This window comes from Escherichia sp. MOD1-EC5990, from assembly GCF_002965285.1.
GTDB lineage: Bacteria > Pseudomonadota > Gammaproteobacteria > Enterobacterales > Enterobacteriaceae > Escherichia > Escherichia coli_F.
In genome coordinates this window covers 78,515-93,431 of record NZ_PTRV01000018.1, presented here as the reverse complement: position 1 = coordinate 93,431, position 14,917 = coordinate 78,515, and the positions used below count along the sequence as shown (strand labels likewise).

At 52.1% G+C, this 14,917-nt stretch carries 15 protein-coding genes; 12 read left to right on the top strand and 3 right to left on the bottom strand.

Annotated elements, in window-relative coordinates:
* Together BEB42_RS18975 and rpmE are read right to left on the bottom strand one after the other, a co-directional pair.
* Positions 1–242, bottom strand: a 242-nt coding sequence (locus BEB42_RS18975; protein WP_201798035.1) for a DUF6531 domain-containing protein, incomplete at its 3' end; no start/stop codon positions are given.
* Between the two features lie 159 nt (positions 243–401).
* Complete coding sequence (gene rpmE / locus BEB42_RS18970; RefSeq protein ID WP_000710769.1) at positions 402–614, bottom strand: 50S ribosomal protein L31; 213 nt, start codon at positions 612–614, stop codon at positions 402–404.
* 202 nt (positions 615–816) lie between these two features.
* Here rpmE and priA point away from each other — a divergent pair, with 202 nt between their 5' ends.
* The 8 genes from priA to BEB42_RS18930 all read left to right on the top strand — a co-directional run bounded on the left by priA (position 817) and on the right by BEB42_RS18930 (position 9,745).
* The gene (gene priA, locus BEB42_RS18965; RefSeq protein WP_105267493.1) at positions 817–3,015 is read left to right on the top strand and encodes a primosomal protein N'; all 2,199 of its coding nucleotides are present in this window, start codon (positions 817–819) and stop codon (positions 3,013–3,015) included.
* 155 nt (positions 3,016–3,170) lie between these two features.
* Positions 3,171–4,196 (top strand): DNA-binding transcriptional regulator CytR, encoded by a 1,026-nt coding sequence (cytR, locus tag BEB42_RS18960; protein ID WP_000644900.1) that lies wholly within the window; start codon positions 3,171–3,173, stop codon positions 4,194–4,196.
* Between the two features lie 91 nt (positions 4,197–4,287).
* Positions 4,288–5,235: a cell division protein FtsN gene (gene ftsN / locus BEB42_RS18955; protein WP_001353717.1), complete on the top strand. Its 948-nt coding sequence runs from the start codon at positions 4,288–4,290 to the stop codon at positions 5,233–5,235.
* 92 nt (positions 5,236–5,327) lie between these two features.
* Entirely contained in the window at positions 5,328–5,858 is a 531-nt protein-coding gene (hslV, locus tag BEB42_RS18950; RefSeq protein ID WP_000208242.1) for an ATP-dependent protease subunit HslV, read from the top strand.
* 9 nt (positions 5,859–5,867) lie between these two features.
* Positions 5,868–7,199, top strand: a complete 1,332-nt coding sequence (gene hslU, locus BEB42_RS18945; protein ID WP_001293344.1) for an HslU--HslV peptidase ATPase subunit — start codon at positions 5,868–5,870, stop codon at positions 7,197–7,199.
* A gap of 66 nt (positions 7,200–7,265) precedes the next feature.
* Positions 7,266–8,192: a 1,4-dihydroxy-2-naphthoate polyprenyltransferase gene (gene menA / locus BEB42_RS18940; RefSeq protein ID WP_001353716.1), complete on the top strand. Its 927-nt coding sequence runs from the start codon at positions 7,266–7,268 to the stop codon at positions 8,190–8,192.
* Positions 8,193–8,284: 92 nt separating this feature from the next.
* Positions 8,285–8,770, top strand: coding sequence for a ribonuclease E activity regulator RraA (gene rraA, locus BEB42_RS18935; protein ID WP_000872908.1), 486 nt, complete (start codon positions 8,285–8,287; stop codon positions 8,768–8,770).
* A 348-nt stretch (positions 8,771–9,118) separates the two neighbouring features.
* Positions 9,119–9,745 carry a hypothetical protein gene (locus tag BEB42_RS18930; protein WP_123057342.1) on the top strand — a complete coding sequence of 209 codons (627 nt, stop codon included), beginning with the start codon at positions 9,119–9,121 and terminating at the stop codon, positions 9,743–9,745.
* Positions 9,746–9,783: 38 nt separating this feature from the next.
* Here BEB42_RS18930 and zapB read toward each other — a convergent pair whose 3' ends face one another.
* Positions 9,784–10,029 (bottom strand): septal ring assembly protein ZapB, encoded by a 246-nt coding sequence (zapB, locus tag BEB42_RS18925; protein WP_001296623.1) that lies wholly within the window; start codon positions 10,027–10,029, stop codon positions 9,784–9,786.
* 425 nt (positions 10,030–10,454) lie between these two features.
* Between zapB and glpF the strand changes: the two genes are divergently transcribed.
* The 4 genes from glpF to fpr all read left to right on the top strand — a co-directional run bounded on the left by glpF (position 10,455) and on the right by fpr (position 14,915).
* Positions 10,455–11,300, top strand: coding sequence for a glycerol uptake facilitator protein GlpF (glpF, locus tag BEB42_RS18920; protein ID WP_000084268.1), 846 nt, complete (start codon positions 10,455–10,457; stop codon positions 11,298–11,300).
* 22 nt (positions 11,301–11,322) lie between these two features.
* Positions 11,323–12,831 carry a glycerol kinase GlpK gene (gene glpK, locus BEB42_RS18915; RefSeq protein ID WP_105267492.1) on the top strand — a complete coding sequence of 503 codons (1,509 nt, stop codon included), beginning with the start codon at positions 11,323–11,325 and terminating at the stop codon, positions 12,829–12,831.
* Positions 12,832–13,061: 230 nt separating this feature from the next.
* Complete coding sequence (gene glpX, locus BEB42_RS18910) at positions 13,062–14,072, top strand: class II fructose-bisphosphatase (protein ID WP_001250644.1); 1,011 nt, start codon at positions 13,062–13,064, stop codon at positions 14,070–14,072.
* 96 nt (positions 14,073–14,168) lie between these two features.
* Entirely contained in the window at positions 14,169–14,915 is a 747-nt protein-coding gene (fpr, locus tag BEB42_RS18905) for a ferredoxin--NADP(+) reductase (RefSeq protein ID WP_000796321.1), read from the top strand.
* Positions 14,916–14,917 lie beyond the last annotated feature (2 nt).

The following is a 14,917-nucleotide window of genomic DNA, read 5'->3' as shown; positions in this document are numbered from 1 at the left end:
TAACTGCTGTAGGTGCGGGAGAGGATGAACGGCAGCGGGCCGGGCAGGGCAAGGTCGGTTTCGCCGGGAAGGACCTTCGCACCGAGCAGCGGATTGACCGGATGGCCGGACGTCACCCCGCCGGGGCACACCGAACAGGCCACGCCGGTGGGGGCACCAATACGTACCCCGGCAGAACCCTGGACAATGGGGCCACCATACTGCGTCATGTCGCCCTGACGCGCCGCCGGTTTTCCGCTCATCGTAAAATCCTTTTAAAATAAATAAGAACCAGAAGCCTAGCGCCAGTCAACAACAGGAAATGATAATGAGTTAACACCCCGGAATTTTTCAGAATTTATAAAAGGCAAATTACAGGCACAAAAAAAGCGCCGTGCGGCGCTTTTTTCGGAAATCCGGTCTTATTTGCTGCCCGGGATGTTGAAACGCTTGTTGAAGCGGTCAACACGGCCACCGGTAGCAACATCACGCTGTTTGCCAGTGAAGAACGGGTGGCACTTGCTGCACACGTCGAGGTTCAGGTCATGACCAACGGTGGAGCGGATTTTCATTACGTTACCGCAAGAGCAGCTAGCAGTAATTTCTTCGTATTTCGGGTGAATATCTTTTTTCATGGGAAAACCTCGGTTTAAGGCCGCGTCGCTCTTCCAGCCCTAACGCCAGACACCACGCGATGTTAAAAGTATAGCTTCAATACGATCATTTCGTACGAAGGCGCGAAATCATACAGAAATTAACCAGCGTATGCAAACTGATCCGCACTCTTCTACGGCAATGTGTATACTAACCCACCGAATTTCAAGTCAGGATGATGCTATGCCCGTTGCCCACGTTGCCTTGCCCGTTCCGCTTCCTCGTACCTTTGACTATCTGCTGCCAGAAGGCATGACGGTTAAAGCCGGGTGTCGCGTGCGCGTGCCGTTTGGCAAACAGCAGGAGCGCATCGGGGTTGTGGTGTCAGTTAGCGATGTCAGCGAGCTGCCGCTTAACGAGCTGAAAGCGGTAGTTGAAGTGCTGGACGTTGAGCCGGTATTTGCTCACTCCGTCTGGCGATTACTGCTATGGGCCGCGGATTACTATCATCATCCGATTGGCGATGTGCTGTTTCATGCCTTGCCGATTTTACTACGCCAGGGGCGGCCTGCGGCGAACGCGCCGATGTGGTACTGGTTTGCCACTGAACAAGGTCAGGCGGTGGATCTGAACAGCCTGAAACGCTCACCCAAGCAACAACAGGCGCTGGCAGCGTTACGGCAAGGCAAAATCTGGCGTGATCAGGTTGCCACGCTCGAATTTAATGATGCCGCGTTGCAGGCGCTGCGCAAAAAAGGTCTGTGTGATTTAGCAAGTGAAACACCAGAGTTTAGAGAATGGCGCACGAACTATGCCGTTTCTGGTGAACGGTTGCGATTGAATACCGAACAGGCCACCGCCGTTGGCGCAATTCATAGCGCGGCAGATACTTTTTCTGCCTGGCTGCTGGCGGGTGTTACCGGTTCCGGTAAAACGGAAGTCTATTTAAGCGTGCTGGAAAACGTGCTCGCTCAGGGCAAACAGGCGCTGGTGATGGTGCCGGAAATCGGCCTGACACCGCAAACTATTGCCCGTTTTCGTGAGCGGTTTAATGCGCCAGTGGAAGTTCTGCATTCCGGCCTGAACGACAGCGAGCGTCTTTCGGCGTGGTTGAAAGCGAAAAATGGTGAGGCGGCGATTGTGATCGGCACCCGCTCCGCGCTGTTTACGCCGTTTAAAAATCTCGGTGTGATTGTCATTGATGAAGAGCACGACAGTTCCTACAAGCAGCAGGAAGGCTGGCGCTATCATGCCCGCGACCTGGCGGTGTATCGTGCGCACAGCGAGCAAATCCCGATTATTCTTGGCTCCGCAACGCCCGCGCTGGAAACGTTATGCAACGTCCAGCAGAAAAAATACCGCCTGCTGCGCCTGACCCGTCGGGCGGGCAATGCGCGCCCGGCAATTCAACATGTGCTGGATTTAAAAGGTCAGAAGGTGCAGGCAGGTCTGGCTCCGGCGTTGATCACCCGTATGCGCCAGCATTTACAGGCCAACAATCAGGTTATCCTCTTTCTTAATCGTCGGGGTTTTGCGCCTGCGCTACTGTGCCACGACTGTGGTTGGATAGCCGAATGCCCACGTTGCGATCACTACTACACGCTGCATCAGGCGCAACAGCATTTGCGCTGCCACCATTGCGACAGTCAGCGTCCGGTGCCGCGCCAGTGCCCTTCTTGCGGTTCCACGCACCTGGTACCCGTGGGGCTGGGCACCGAACAGCTTGAACAGACGCTCGCGCCGTTGTTCCCTGGTGTGCCCATTTCTCGTATCGACCGCGATACCACCAGCCGTAAAGGGGCGCTTGAACAACAACTGGCGGAAGTACATCGCGGCGGTGCGAGGATTTTGATCGGCACGCAAATGCTGGCGAAAGGTCACCACTTTCCGGATGTGACGCTGGTGGCATTACTGGACGTAGACGGCGCGCTGTTTTCTGCCGATTTTCGCTCGGCAGAGCGTTTCGCCCAGCTTTACACCCAGGTCGCCGGTCGTGCCGGGCGTGCGGGTAAACAGGGTGAAGTGGTGCTGCAAACGCACCATCCGGAACATCCTCTGTTGCAAACATTGCTCTATAAAGGCTACGACGCCTTTGCCGAACAGGCGCTGGCTGAACGACGCATGATGCAACTGCCGCCGTGGACCAGCCATGTGATTGTGCGTGCGGAAGATCATAACAATCAGCACGCGCCGCTGTTCCTGCAACAGTTGCGTAATCTGATCCTCGCCAGCCCGCTTGCAGACGACAAACTGTGGGTTCTCGCTCCGGTTCCGGCACTGGCCCCTAAGCGTGGTGGCCGCTGGCGCTGGCAGATATTGTTGCAGCACCCTTCCCGCGTGCGCTTGCAACACATCATTAGTGGTACGCTGGCGCTCATCAATACAATACCGGATTCCCGTAAGGTGAAATGGGTGCTGGATGTCGATCCCATCGAGGGCTAATGCGCAAACGATGCGAGGCGGATCGAAAAATTCAATATTCATCACACTTTTCATGAAAATTCTGTAACCGTTTTCACGCGCTATCTGCTAAAAATGTTGCCGATGTGAAGTAAACATGGAAGTAGTACGCCTGCCGTGCCGGGCGAGGAGTGAGTGTGAAAGCGAAGAAGCAGGAAACTGCCGCGACCATGAAAGACGTTGCCCTGAAGGCAAAAGTCTCTACAGCGACCGTCTCCCGAGCATTAATGAATCCCGATAAAGTCTCCCAGGCCACCCGTAATCGGGTTGAAAAAGCGGCCCGGGAAGTAGGTTATTTGCCGCAGCCTATGGGGCGCAACGTCAAACGTAATGAATCCCGCACCATTCTGGTGATTGTCCCGGATATCTGCGATCCCTTCTTTAGCGAAATTATTCGCGGTATCGAAGTTACGGCGGCAAATCACGGATATCTGGTGCTGATTGGCGACTGTGCGCATCAAAATCAGCAGGAAAAAACCTTTATCGATTTGATTATCACCAAGCAAATTGATGGCATGTTGCTGCTGGGTTCAAGGCTGCCGTTTGATGCCAGCATTGAGGAACAGCGTAATCTGCCGCCGATGGTGATGGCGAACGAATTTGCGCCGGAACTGGAGCTGCCTACAGTTCATATCGACAATCTGACCGCCGCATTTGATGCAGTAAATTATTTATATGAGCAAGGTCATAAACGGATTGGCTGTATAGCCGGTCCCGAAGAGATGCCGCTGTGTCACTACCGCCTGCAAGGCTACGTTCAGGCGCTGCGTCGCTGCGGCATTATGGTTGATCCGCAATACATCGCCCGGGGCGACTTCTCCTTTGAAGCCGGAAGCAAAGCGATGCAACAGCTGCTTGCTCTTCCGCAACCGCCTACTGCTGTCTTCTGCCATAGCGATGTAATGGCGCTCGGCGCACTTTCTCAGGCAAAACGCCAGGGGCTGAAAGTCCCGGAAGACCTTTCCATAATCGGTTTTGATAACATCGACCTGACGCAATTTTGTGATCCGCCGCTGACAACCATCGCGCAGCCGCGTTACGAAATCGGTCGGGAAGCTATGCTGTTATTGCTTGATCAAATGCAGGGGCAACACGTTGGCAGTGGCTCTCGTTTAATGGACTGCGAACTTATCATCCGGGGATCAACGCGCGCGTTACCTTAAAGTAAACCTTTAAGACTGCCGTGACTGGTCAAAGGCCCGCCGCTTAAGTAACATGGCGGGCTGACGAACGAATAAATACAGCGAAACGATAGTGGCACAACGAGATTATGTACGCCGCAGCCAACCGGCACCTTCGCGGCGAAAAAAAAGCACCTCACGGAAAAAGCAACGAAATCTGCCTGCGGTTTCTCCCGCAATGGTCGCTATTGCTGCCGCCGTTCTTGTGACCTTTATCGGTGGTCTGTACTTCATTACGCATCACAAGAAAGAAGAGTCCGAGACACTGCAAAGCCAGAAAGTGACCGGAAACGGATTACCACCGAAACCAGAAGAACGCTGGCGCTACATTAAAGAGCTGGAAAGTCGCCAGCCGGGTGTGCGTGCACCAACAGAACCTTCTGCCGGTGGTGAAGTGAAAACGCCGGAGCAACTGACACCAGAACAACGTCAGCTTCTTGAACAAATGCAGGCTGATATGCGCCAGCAACCAACGCAACTGGTTGAAGTCCCATGGAATGAACAGACGCCGGAACAGCGTCAGCAAACGCTTCAACGTCAGGCACAACAGCGTCAGATTCAGGCGGCTCAACAGCAGCAGCGTCAGGCTGAGCAGGCATATCAACAACCGCGTACCGCGCAAGCGCAGCAACCACCGCGCCAGACGCAGCAGACTCGCCAGGCGGCTCAGCAGCCGTACCAGGATCTCCTGCAAACGCCAGCACACACTGCCGCGGCGCAGCCGAAGTCACAGCAAGTCGCGCCTGTTAGCCGGGCCGCTGACGCGCCAAAACAGACGGCGGAGAAAAAAGACGAGCGGCGCTGGATGGTACAGTGCGGTTCGTTCCGAGGCGCGGAACAGGCAGAGACGGTACGTGCTCAGCTGGCGTTCGAAGGCTTTGACTCGAAAATTACCACCAACAATGGCTGGAATCGTGTGGTGATTGGCCCGATTAAAGGGAAAGAAAATGCCGACGGCACCCTGAATCGCCTGAAGATGGCGGGTCATACAAACTGTATTCGACTCGCTACCGGGGGTTGAAACCCTCAAAATCCCCCCCATCTATAATTGCATTATGCCCCGTACTTTTGTACGGGGTTTGTACTCTGTATTCGTAACCAAGGGGTCAGCTCGTGACAACTATAGTAAGCGTACGCCGTAACGGCCATGTGGTCATCGCTGGTGATGGTCAGGCCACGTTGGGCAATACCGTAATGAAAGGTAACGTGAAAAAGGTCCGCCGTCTGTACAACGACAAAGTCATCGCGGGCTTTGCGGGCGGTACTGCGGATGCTTTTACGCTGTTCGAACTGTTTGAACGTAAACTGGAAATGCATCAGGGCCATCTGGTCAAAGCCGCCGTTGAGCTGGCAAAAGACTGGCGTACCGATCGCATGTTACGCAAACTTGAAGCACTGCTGGCAGTCGCGGATGAAACCGCTTCACTGATCATCACCGGTAACGGTGACGTGGTGCAGCCAGAAAACGATCTTATTGCTATCGGCTCCGGCGGCCCTTACGCCCAGGCTGCGGCGCGCGCGCTGTTAGAAAACACTGAACTAAGCGCCCGTGAAATTGCTGAAAAGGCGTTGGATATTGCAGGCGACATTTGCATCTATACCAACCATTTCCACACCATCGAAGAATTAAGCTACAAAGCGTAAGGATCTCCCATGTCTGAAATGACCCCACGCGAAATCGTCAGCGAACTGGATAAGCACATCATCGGCCAGGACAACGCCAAGCGTTCCGTGGCGATTGCACTGCGTAACCGCTGGCGTCGCATGCAGCTTAACGAAGAGCTGCGCCATGAAGTGACCCCGAAAAATATCCTGATGATCGGCCCGACCGGTGTCGGTAAAACTGAAATCGCTCGTCGTCTGGCTAAGCTGGCGAATGCGCCGTTCATTAAAGTTGAAGCGACCAAATTCACCGAAGTGGGCTATGTAGGTAAGGAAGTGGATTCTATTATCCGCGATCTGACCGATGCCGCCGTGAAAATGGTACGCGTCCAGGCTATTGAGAAAAACCGTTATCGCGCTGAAGAACTGGCAGAAGAACGTATTCTCGACGTGCTGATCCCACCGGCTAAAAACAACTGGGGACAGACCGAACAACAGCAGGAACCGTCCGCTGCTCGTCAGGCATTCCGCAAAAAACTGCGTGAAGGCCAGCTCGATGACAAAGAAATCGAGATCGATCTTGCCGCAGCACCGATGGGCGTTGAAATTATGGCGCCTCCGGGAATGGAAGAGATGACCAGCCAGCTGCAGTCCATGTTCCAGAACCTGGGTGGTCAGAAACAAAAAGCGCGTAAGCTGAAAATCAAAGACGCCATGAAGCTGCTGATTGAAGAAGAAGCGGCGAAACTGGTGAATCCGGAAGAGCTGAAGCAAGACGCTATCGACGCCGTTGAACAGCACGGGATCGTGTTTATTGACGAAATCGACAAAATCTGTAAGCGCGGCGAGTCTTCCGGTCCGGATGTTTCTCGTGAAGGTGTTCAGCGTGACCTGCTGCCGCTGGTAGAAGGTTGCACCGTTTCCACCAAACACGGGATGGTCAAAACTGACCACATTCTGTTTATCGCTTCTGGCGCGTTCCAGATTGCGAAACCGTCTGACCTGATCCCGGAACTGCAAGGTCGTCTGCCAATCCGCGTTGAACTGCAGGCACTGACCACCAGCGACTTCGAGCGTATTCTGACCGAGCCGAATGCCTCTATCACCGTGCAGTACAAAGCACTGATGGCGACTGAAGGCGTAAATATCGAGTTCACCGACTCCGGTATTAAGCGGATCGCGGAAGCAGCATGGCAGGTGAACGAATCTACCGAAAACATCGGTGCTCGTCGTTTACATACTGTTCTGGAGCGTTTAATGGAAGAGATTTCCTACGACGCCAGCGATTTAAGCGGTCAAACCATCACTATTGACGCAGATTATGTGAGCAAACATCTGGATGCGTTGGTGGCAGATGAAGATCTGAGCCGTTTTATCCTATAATCGCGTTCAATCATTTTCATCATTGTTTGATGGGGCTGAAAGGCCCCATTTTTATTGGCGCGTATTATGACTGAACAACAAATTAGCCGAACTCAGGCGTGGCTGGAAAGTTTACGACCTAAAACCCTCCCCCTCGCCTTTGCTGCAATTATCGTCGGGACGGCGCTGGCATGGTGGCAAGGTCACTTCGATCCGCTGGTCGCCCTGCTGGCACTGATTACCGCCGGACTGCTTCAAATTCTCTCTAACCTCGCTAATGATTACGGCGATGCAGTAAAAGGCAGCGATAAACCTGACCGCATTGGCCCGCTACGTGGCATGCAAAAAGGGGTCATTACCCAGCAAGAGATGAAACGGGCGCTCATTATTACCGTCGTGCTCATCTGTCTCTCCGGGCTGGCACTGGTTGCAGTGGCGTGCCATACGCTGGCCGATTTTGTCGGTTTCCTGATTCTTGGCGGGTTGTCGATCATTGCCGCTATCACCTACACCGTGGGCAATCGTCCTTATGGTTATATCGGTTTGGGTGATATTTCCGTACTGGTTTTCTTTGGCTGGTTAAGCGTCATGGGCAGCTGGTATTTACAGGCTCATACATTGATTCCGGCACTGATCCTTCCGGCGACCGCATGCGGCCTGCTGGCAACGGCAGTACTGAACATTAATAACCTGCGTGATATCAATAGCGACCGCGAAAATGGCAAAAACACGCTGGTAGTGCGCTTAGGTGAAGTGAACGCGCGTCGTTATCATGCCTGCCTGCTGATGGGCTCTCTGGTGTGTCTGGCGCTGTTTAATCTCTTTTCACTGCATAGCCTGTGGGGCTGGCTGTTCCTGCTGGCGGCACCATTACTGGTGAAGCAAGCCCGTTATGTGATGCGGGAAATGGACCCGGTGGCGATGCGACCGATGCTGGAACGCACTGTCAAGGGAGCGTTACTGACTAACGTGCTGTTTGTTTTAGGGATATTCCTAAGCCAGTGGGCAGCATAACTGACAAATATCAATTAACAATTGATGATTTTGCCAACAGCCCACATAGCGCGATATACTGAAAATTCTCGCAGCAACTGAATGTTAAGCCTATGAAATACGATACTTCCGAGCTTTGTGACATCTATCAAGAAGATGTTAACGTCGTGGAACCGCTGTTCTCCAACTTTGGCGGACGGGCGTCGTTTGGCGGACAAATAATCACGGTAAAATGTTTCGAGGACAACGGGTTGCTGTACGATCTGCTCGAACAGAATGGCCGTGGTCGTGTTCTCGTCGTTGATGGCGGTGGTTCTGTTCGTCGCGCACTGGTCGATGCTGAGCTGGCGCGTCTGGCAGTACAAAATGAATGGGAAGGCCTGGTCATTTACGGCGCGGTGCGTCAGGTAGATGACCTGGAAGAGCTGGATATCGGCATCCAGGCGATGGCAGCAATTCCAGTCGGTGCCGCTGGCGAAGGCATTGGCGAAAGCGATGTCCGCGTTAATTTTGGCGGCGTCACCTTCTTCTCCGGTGACCATCTTTATGCCGACAATACCGGAATTATTCTTTCAGAAGATCCGCTGGATATTGAATAAGTACCTGCCATGCGTTAAAAGGGGAATTAAATTCCCCTTTTTTATATGCAAAATATTCATAAAGACTATCATTTGTTTTTATTTAATTCATTTTAAATATCAATAGTTCACATCTGACAATATAAATTAATTATCGATAAATCATTTCATAAAAATATGCAGCATTAAAAATTAATGCTATATGGTAAATTAACTATTCTGGGAATAGGGATATGAATCATCGTTAGTAGCGAACGTATTATATAATAAGGGATTGATATGAGATACGTTATCTTATTAATACTATGGATAATAACTACTTTTCTTAGTCATCTTCAGCACAGCAACCTACTGTCTGGAGATCCTGGCATGGTTGGCGAGTATATCGGTTCAGTATTTCTGGGGCCGTTGTTACTTCCCGTGCTTGTGTCAGGTATTCTGTGCGCATTTATTAAAAAAAAACGTAACTTCGCCAGTTTTACTCGCGGGTGCTGTTGGGTATTGGGAATCCTGCTTTTATCCAAAGTCGGCAATACGTTTCGTATGTTTACCCCGTGGCAATATACCTTTGAGAATGCTGCGATAACCGTGACTATCCCGAACCGACACTGGAATACGGTTTCCATTAGTACTAATAAAACCATTGATATAAGAAGTGAGGATAATAGCGTCTTCATTTCTGCTTTCCGCCTGCCCGCAGGACGTAGCGCCGATGACCCGCTGGAAGCGTTAAAGAAGAAGCAGCGAGACAATCTCAAGGATCAATACAATGAGGAAGCCTTCCAGTTTCATGATTGTAATGCCAAACATTTCACCTGTAAGTATCAGGATGTGTTGATAAATTTTGATGGTCAGCAGAAAAGAACCATCAGTGTTTATCTTGAAGACACCCCCAGGGCTGTGGGGATCATTGCATTAATGGCGCCAGATACGGCAGATAAATATCGCCAACAGGCGATGGAGATTATGCTTTCCGCTAAAAATGCAGTGAAGTAAAAAATAAGGCGCCTTGCGGCGCCTCTGCGTGGAAGAGATTAAACCTCTTCCATGCGACCCAGCAGGGCCTGCAGACGTTCCTGCCAGCCGTTCTGCTGTTCTTTCAGATGGTTGTTCTCACGCTCCAGCTCTTCGCGCTGATGCTGGGCATTTTGAACTTCCTGCGACAGTGAGTTGTTTTTTTCTTTCAGCTCTTCGATTTCCATCTGCAACAGAGTGATGGTATCAATCGCCTGCTGTACTTTTGCTTCCAGTTTCTCAAACACTTCTAATGACATTGTCATACCTCTCCTGAATTGCAAGGCGTTGATGGATAAAAAATCCTCGTCCCGATTACCGGTGACGCCTTAATAAATACGAGCGCACTTTAGTTAGCTCCGATTGTATGAAGCCGCGCCATCGCTGTCCAGCGGCACGCCTTGCAGATTACGGTTTGCCACACTTTTCATCCTTCTCCTGGAGACATAATCCACGCAAATCGAAAATGTTAATAAATTTGTTGCGCGAATGATCTAACAAACATGCATCATGTACAATCAGATGGAATAAATGGCGCGATAACGCTCATTTTATGACGAAGCACACACATTTTAAGTTCGATATTTCTCGTTTTTGCTCGTTAACGATAAGTTTACAGCATGCCTACAAGCATCGTGGAGGTCCGTGACTTTCACGCATACAACAAACATTAACTCTTCAGGATCCGATTATGAGTCAAACATCAACCTTGAAAGGCCAGTGCATTGCTGAATTCCTCGGTACCGGGTTGTTGATTTTTTTCGGTGTGGGTTGCGTTGCAGCACTAAAAGTCGCTGGTGCGTCTTTTGGTCAGTGGGAAATCAGTGTCATTTGGGGACTGGGGGTGGCAATGGCCATCTACCTGACCGCAGGGGTTTCCGGCGCGCATCTTAATCCCGCTGTTACCATTGCATTGTGGCTGTTTGCCTGTTTCGACAAGCGCAAAGTTATTCCTTTTATCGTTTCACAAGTTGCCGGCGCTTTCTGTGCTGCGGCTTTAGTTTACGGGCTTTACTACAATTTATTTTTCGACTTCGAGCAGACTCATCACATTGTTCGCGGCAGCGTTGAAAGTGTTGATCTGGCTGGTACTTTCTCTACTTACCCGAATCCTCATATCAATTTTGTGCAGGCTTTCGCAGTTGAGATGGTGATTACCGCTATTCTGATGGGGCTGATCCTGGCGTTAACGGACGATGGCAACGGTGTACCACGCGGCCCTTTGGCTCCCTTGCTGATTGGTCTACTGATTGCGGTCATTGGCGCATCTATGGGCCCATTGACGGGCTTTGCCATGAACCCAGCGCGTGACTTCGGTCCGAAAGTCTTTGCCTGGCTGGCGGGCTGGGGCAATGTCGCCTTTACCGGCGGCAGAGACATTCCTTACTTCCTGGTGCCGCTTTTTGGCCCTATCGTTGGCGCGATTGTAGGTGCATTTGCCTATCGCAAACTGATTGGTCGCCATTTGCCTTGCGATATCTGTGTTGTGGAAGAAAAGGAGACCACAACTCCTTCAGAACAAAAAGCTTCGCTGTAATATGACTACGGGACAATTAAACATGACTGAAAAAAAATATATCGTTGCGCTCGACCAGGGCACCACCAGCTCCCGCGCGGTCGTAATGGATCACGATGCCAATATCATTAGCGTGTCACAGCGCGAATTTGAGCAAATCTACCCAAAACCAGGCTGGGTAGAACACGACCCAATGGAAATCTGGGCCACCCAAAGCTCCACGCTGGTAGAAGTGCTGGCGAAAGCCGATATCAGTTCCGATCAAATTGCAGCTATCGGTATTACGAATCAACGTGAAACCACTATTGTCTGGGAAAAAGAAACCGGCAAGCCTATCTATAACGCCATTGTCTGGCAGTGCCGTCGTACCGCAGAAATCTGCGAGCATTTAAAACGTGACGGTTTAGAAGATTATATCCGCAGCAATACCGGTCTGGTGATTGACCCGTACTTCTCTGGCACCAAAGTGAAGTGGATCCTCGACCATGTGGAAGGCTCTCGCGAGCGTGCACGTCGTGGTGAATTGCTGTTTGGTACGGTTGATACGTGGCTTATCTGGAAAATGACTCAGGGCCGTGTCCATGTGACCGATTACACCAACGCCTCTCGTACCATGTTGTTCAACATCCATACCCTGAACTGGGACGACAAAATGCTGGAAGTGCTGGATATTCCGCGCGAGATGCTGCCAGAAGTGCGTCGTTCTTCCGAAGTGTACGGTCAGACTAACATTGGCGGCAAAGGCGGCACGCGTATTCCAATCTCCGGGATCGCCGGTGACCAGCAGGCGGCGCTGTTTGGTCAGTTGTGCGTGAAAGAAGGGATGGCGAAGAATACCTACGGCACTGGCTGCTTTATGCTGATGAACACCGGCGAGAAAGCGGTGAAATCAGAAAACGGCCTGCTGACCACCATCGCCTGTGGCCCAACTGGCGAAGTAAACTATGCGCTGGAAGGTGCGGTGTTTATGGCGGGCGCATCCATTCAGTGGCTGCGTGATGAGATGAAGTTGATTAACGACGCCTACGATTCCGAATACTTTGCCACGAAAGTGCAAAACACCAACGGTGTGTATGTGGTTCCGGCGTTTACCGGGCTGGGTGCGCCGTACTGGGATCCGTATGCGCGCGGGGCGATTTTCGGTCTGACTCGTGGAGTGAACGCTAACCACATTATACGCGCGACGCTGGAGTCTATTGCTTATCAGACGCGTGACGTGCTGGAAGCGATGCAGGCCGATTCTGGTATTCGTCTGCACGCCCTGCGCGTGGATGGCGGCGCAGTGGCGAACAATTTCCTGATGCAGTTCCAGTCCGATATTCTCGGCACGCGCGTTGAGCGCCCGGAAGTGCGCGAAGTCACCGCATTGGGTGCGGCCTATCTTGCTGGTCTGGCGGTTGGCTTCTGGCAGAACCTCGACGAGCTGCAAGAGAAAGCGGTGATTGAGCGCGAGTTCCGTCCTGGCATCGAAACCACCGAGCGTAATTACCGTTACGCAGGCTGGAAAAAAGCGGTCAAACGCGCGATGGCGTGGGAAGAACACGACGAGTAATATCAGGCATCTGAACCAATTGCCTGATACTGATCGCCTGATGCGACGCTTACGCGTCTTATCAGGCCTACGAGCCGATGCCATTTTGTGTAGGCCGGATAAGGCGTTCACGCCGCATCCGGCATGTCGTAGACTCTGAAATCGTGCGGGGGCAACCCCCGCACACATCAATAATCCCGCCCTTCCCCTGTGCTACACTTCGCGCCATTCCTTACTGCTTAGAGTTTGCTATGAGACGAGAACTTGCCATCGAATTTTCCCGCGTCACCGAATCTGCGGCGCTGGCTGGCTACAAATGGTTAGGACGCGGCGATAAAAACACCGCGGACGGCGCAGCGGTTAACGCCATGCGCATTATGCTCAACCAGGTCAACATTGACGGTACCATCGTCATTGGTGAAGGTGAAATCGACGAAGCACCGATGCTCTACATTGGTGAAAAAGTCGGTACCGGTCGCGGTGATGCGGTAGATATTGCTGTTGATCCGATTGAAGGCACGCGCATGACGGCGATGGGCCAGGCTAACGCGCTGGCGGTGCTGGCAGTAGGCGATAAAGGCTGCTTCCTCAACGCGCCAGATATGTATATGGAGAAGCTGATCGTCGGACCGGGAGCCAAAGGCACCATTGATCTGAACCTGCCGCTGGCGGATAACCTGCGCAATGTTGCGGCGGCGCTCGGCAAACCGTTAAGCGAACTGACGGTAACGATTCTGGCGAAACCACGCCACGATGCCGTTATCGCAGAAATGCAGCAACTCGGCGTGCGCGTGTTTGCCATTCCGGATGGTGACGTTGCGGCCTCGATTCTCACCTGTATGCCAGACAGCGAAGTTGACGTGCTGTATGGCATTGGTGGCGCGCCGGAAGGCGTGGTTTCTGCGGCGGTGATCCGCGCATTAGATGGCGACATGAATGGTCGTCTGCTGGCACGTCATGACGTCAAAGGCGACAACGAAGAAAATCGCCGCATTGGCGAGCAGGAGCTGGCGCGCTGCAAAGCGATGGGCATCGAAGCGGGTAAAGTGTTGCGTCTGGGCGATATGGCGCGCAGCGACAACGTCATCTTTTCTGCCACTGGCATCACCAAAGGTGATCTGCTGGAAGGTATTAGCCGCAAAGGCAATATCGCCACCACCGAAACACTGCTGATCCGCGGTAAATCACGCACCATTCGTCGCATTCAATCCATCCACTATCTGGATCGTAAAGACCCGGAAATGCAGGTGCACATTCTCTGAGTGATTTGATCGATTGAGCCTTCCAGTCCTTCGGGACTGGAATTTTTTTGTTCGGAGAACGAAGATAAGGCAAGTCAATCAAAACAGGAGAAAAACATGGCTGATTGGGTAACAGGCAAAGTCACTAAAGTGCAGAACTGGACCGACGCCCTGTTTAGTCTCACCGTTCACGCTCCCGTGCTTCCATTTACTGCCGGGCAATTCACCAAACTAGGCCTTGAAATTGACGGCGAACGCGTCCAGCGTGCCTATTCCTACGTTAACTCTCCTGATAATCCCGATCTGGAGTTTTACCTGGTGACCGTCCCCGATGGCAAATTAAGCCCACGACTGGCGGCACTGAAACCGGGCGATGAAGTGCAGGTGGTTAGCGAAGCAGCTGGCTTCTTTGTGCTGGATGAAGTACCAGATTGCGAAACGCTATGGATGCTGGCAACCGGTACAGCGATTGGCCCTTATTTATCAATTCTGCAACTGGGCAAAGATTTAGATCGCTTCAAAAATCTGGTTCTGGTTCACGCCGCACGTTATGCCGCCGACTTAAGTTATCTGCCACTGATGCAAGAACTGGAAAAACGCTACGAAGGGAAACTGCGCATTCAGACGGTGGTCAGTCGGGAAACGGCGGCGGGTTCGCTCACCGGGCGAATACCGGCGTTAATTGAAAGTGGTGAACTGGAAAGTGCGGTGGGCTTGCCGATGGATAAAGAAACCAGCCATGTGATGCTGTGCGGCAATCCACAGATGGTTCGCGATACGCAACAGTTGCTAAAAGAAACCCGGCAGATGACGAAACATTTACGTCGTCGACCGGGCCATATGACAGCGGAGCATTACTGGTAAGC

What these genes read in the sequence shown, in the direction of transcription:
- rpmE (WP_000710769.1), bottom strand. Translation starts at nt 614, where the DNA reads ATGAAAAAAGATATTCACCCGAAATACGAAGAAATTACTGCTAGCTGC.
- priA (WP_105267493.1), top strand. Translation starts at nt 817, where the DNA reads ATGCCCGTTGCCCACGTTGCCTTGCCCGTTCCGCTTCCTCGTACCTTT.
- hslU (WP_001293344.1), top strand. Translation starts at nt 5,868, where the DNA reads ATGTCTGAAATGACCCCACGCGAAATCGTCAGCGAACTGGATAAGCAC.
- menA (WP_001353716.1), top strand. Translation starts at nt 7,266, where the DNA reads ATGACTGAACAACAAATTAGCCGAACTCAGGCGTGGCTGGAAAGTTTA.
- rraA (WP_000872908.1), top strand. Translation starts at nt 8,285, where the DNA reads ATGAAATACGATACTTCCGAGCTTTGTGACATCTATCAAGAAGATGTT.
- BEB42_RS18930 (WP_123057342.1), top strand. Translation starts at nt 9,119, where the DNA reads ATGGTTGGCGAGTATATCGGTTCAGTATTTCTGGGGCCGTTGTTACTT.
- zapB (WP_001296623.1), bottom strand. Translation starts at nt 10,029, where the DNA reads ATGACAATGTCATTAGAAGTGTTTGAGAAACTGGAAGCAAAAGTACAG.
- glpF (WP_000084268.1), top strand. Translation starts at nt 10,455, where the DNA reads ATGAGTCAAACATCAACCTTGAAAGGCCAGTGCATTGCTGAATTCCTC.
- glpK (WP_105267492.1), top strand. Translation starts at nt 11,323, where the DNA reads ATGACTGAAAAAAAATATATCGTTGCGCTCGACCAGGGCACCACCAGC.
- glpX (WP_001250644.1), top strand. Translation starts at nt 13,062, where the DNA reads ATGAGACGAGAACTTGCCATCGAATTTTCCCGCGTCACCGAATCTGCG.
- fpr (WP_000796321.1), top strand. Translation starts at nt 14,169, where the DNA reads ATGGCTGATTGGGTAACAGGCAAAGTCACTAAAGTGCAGAACTGGACC.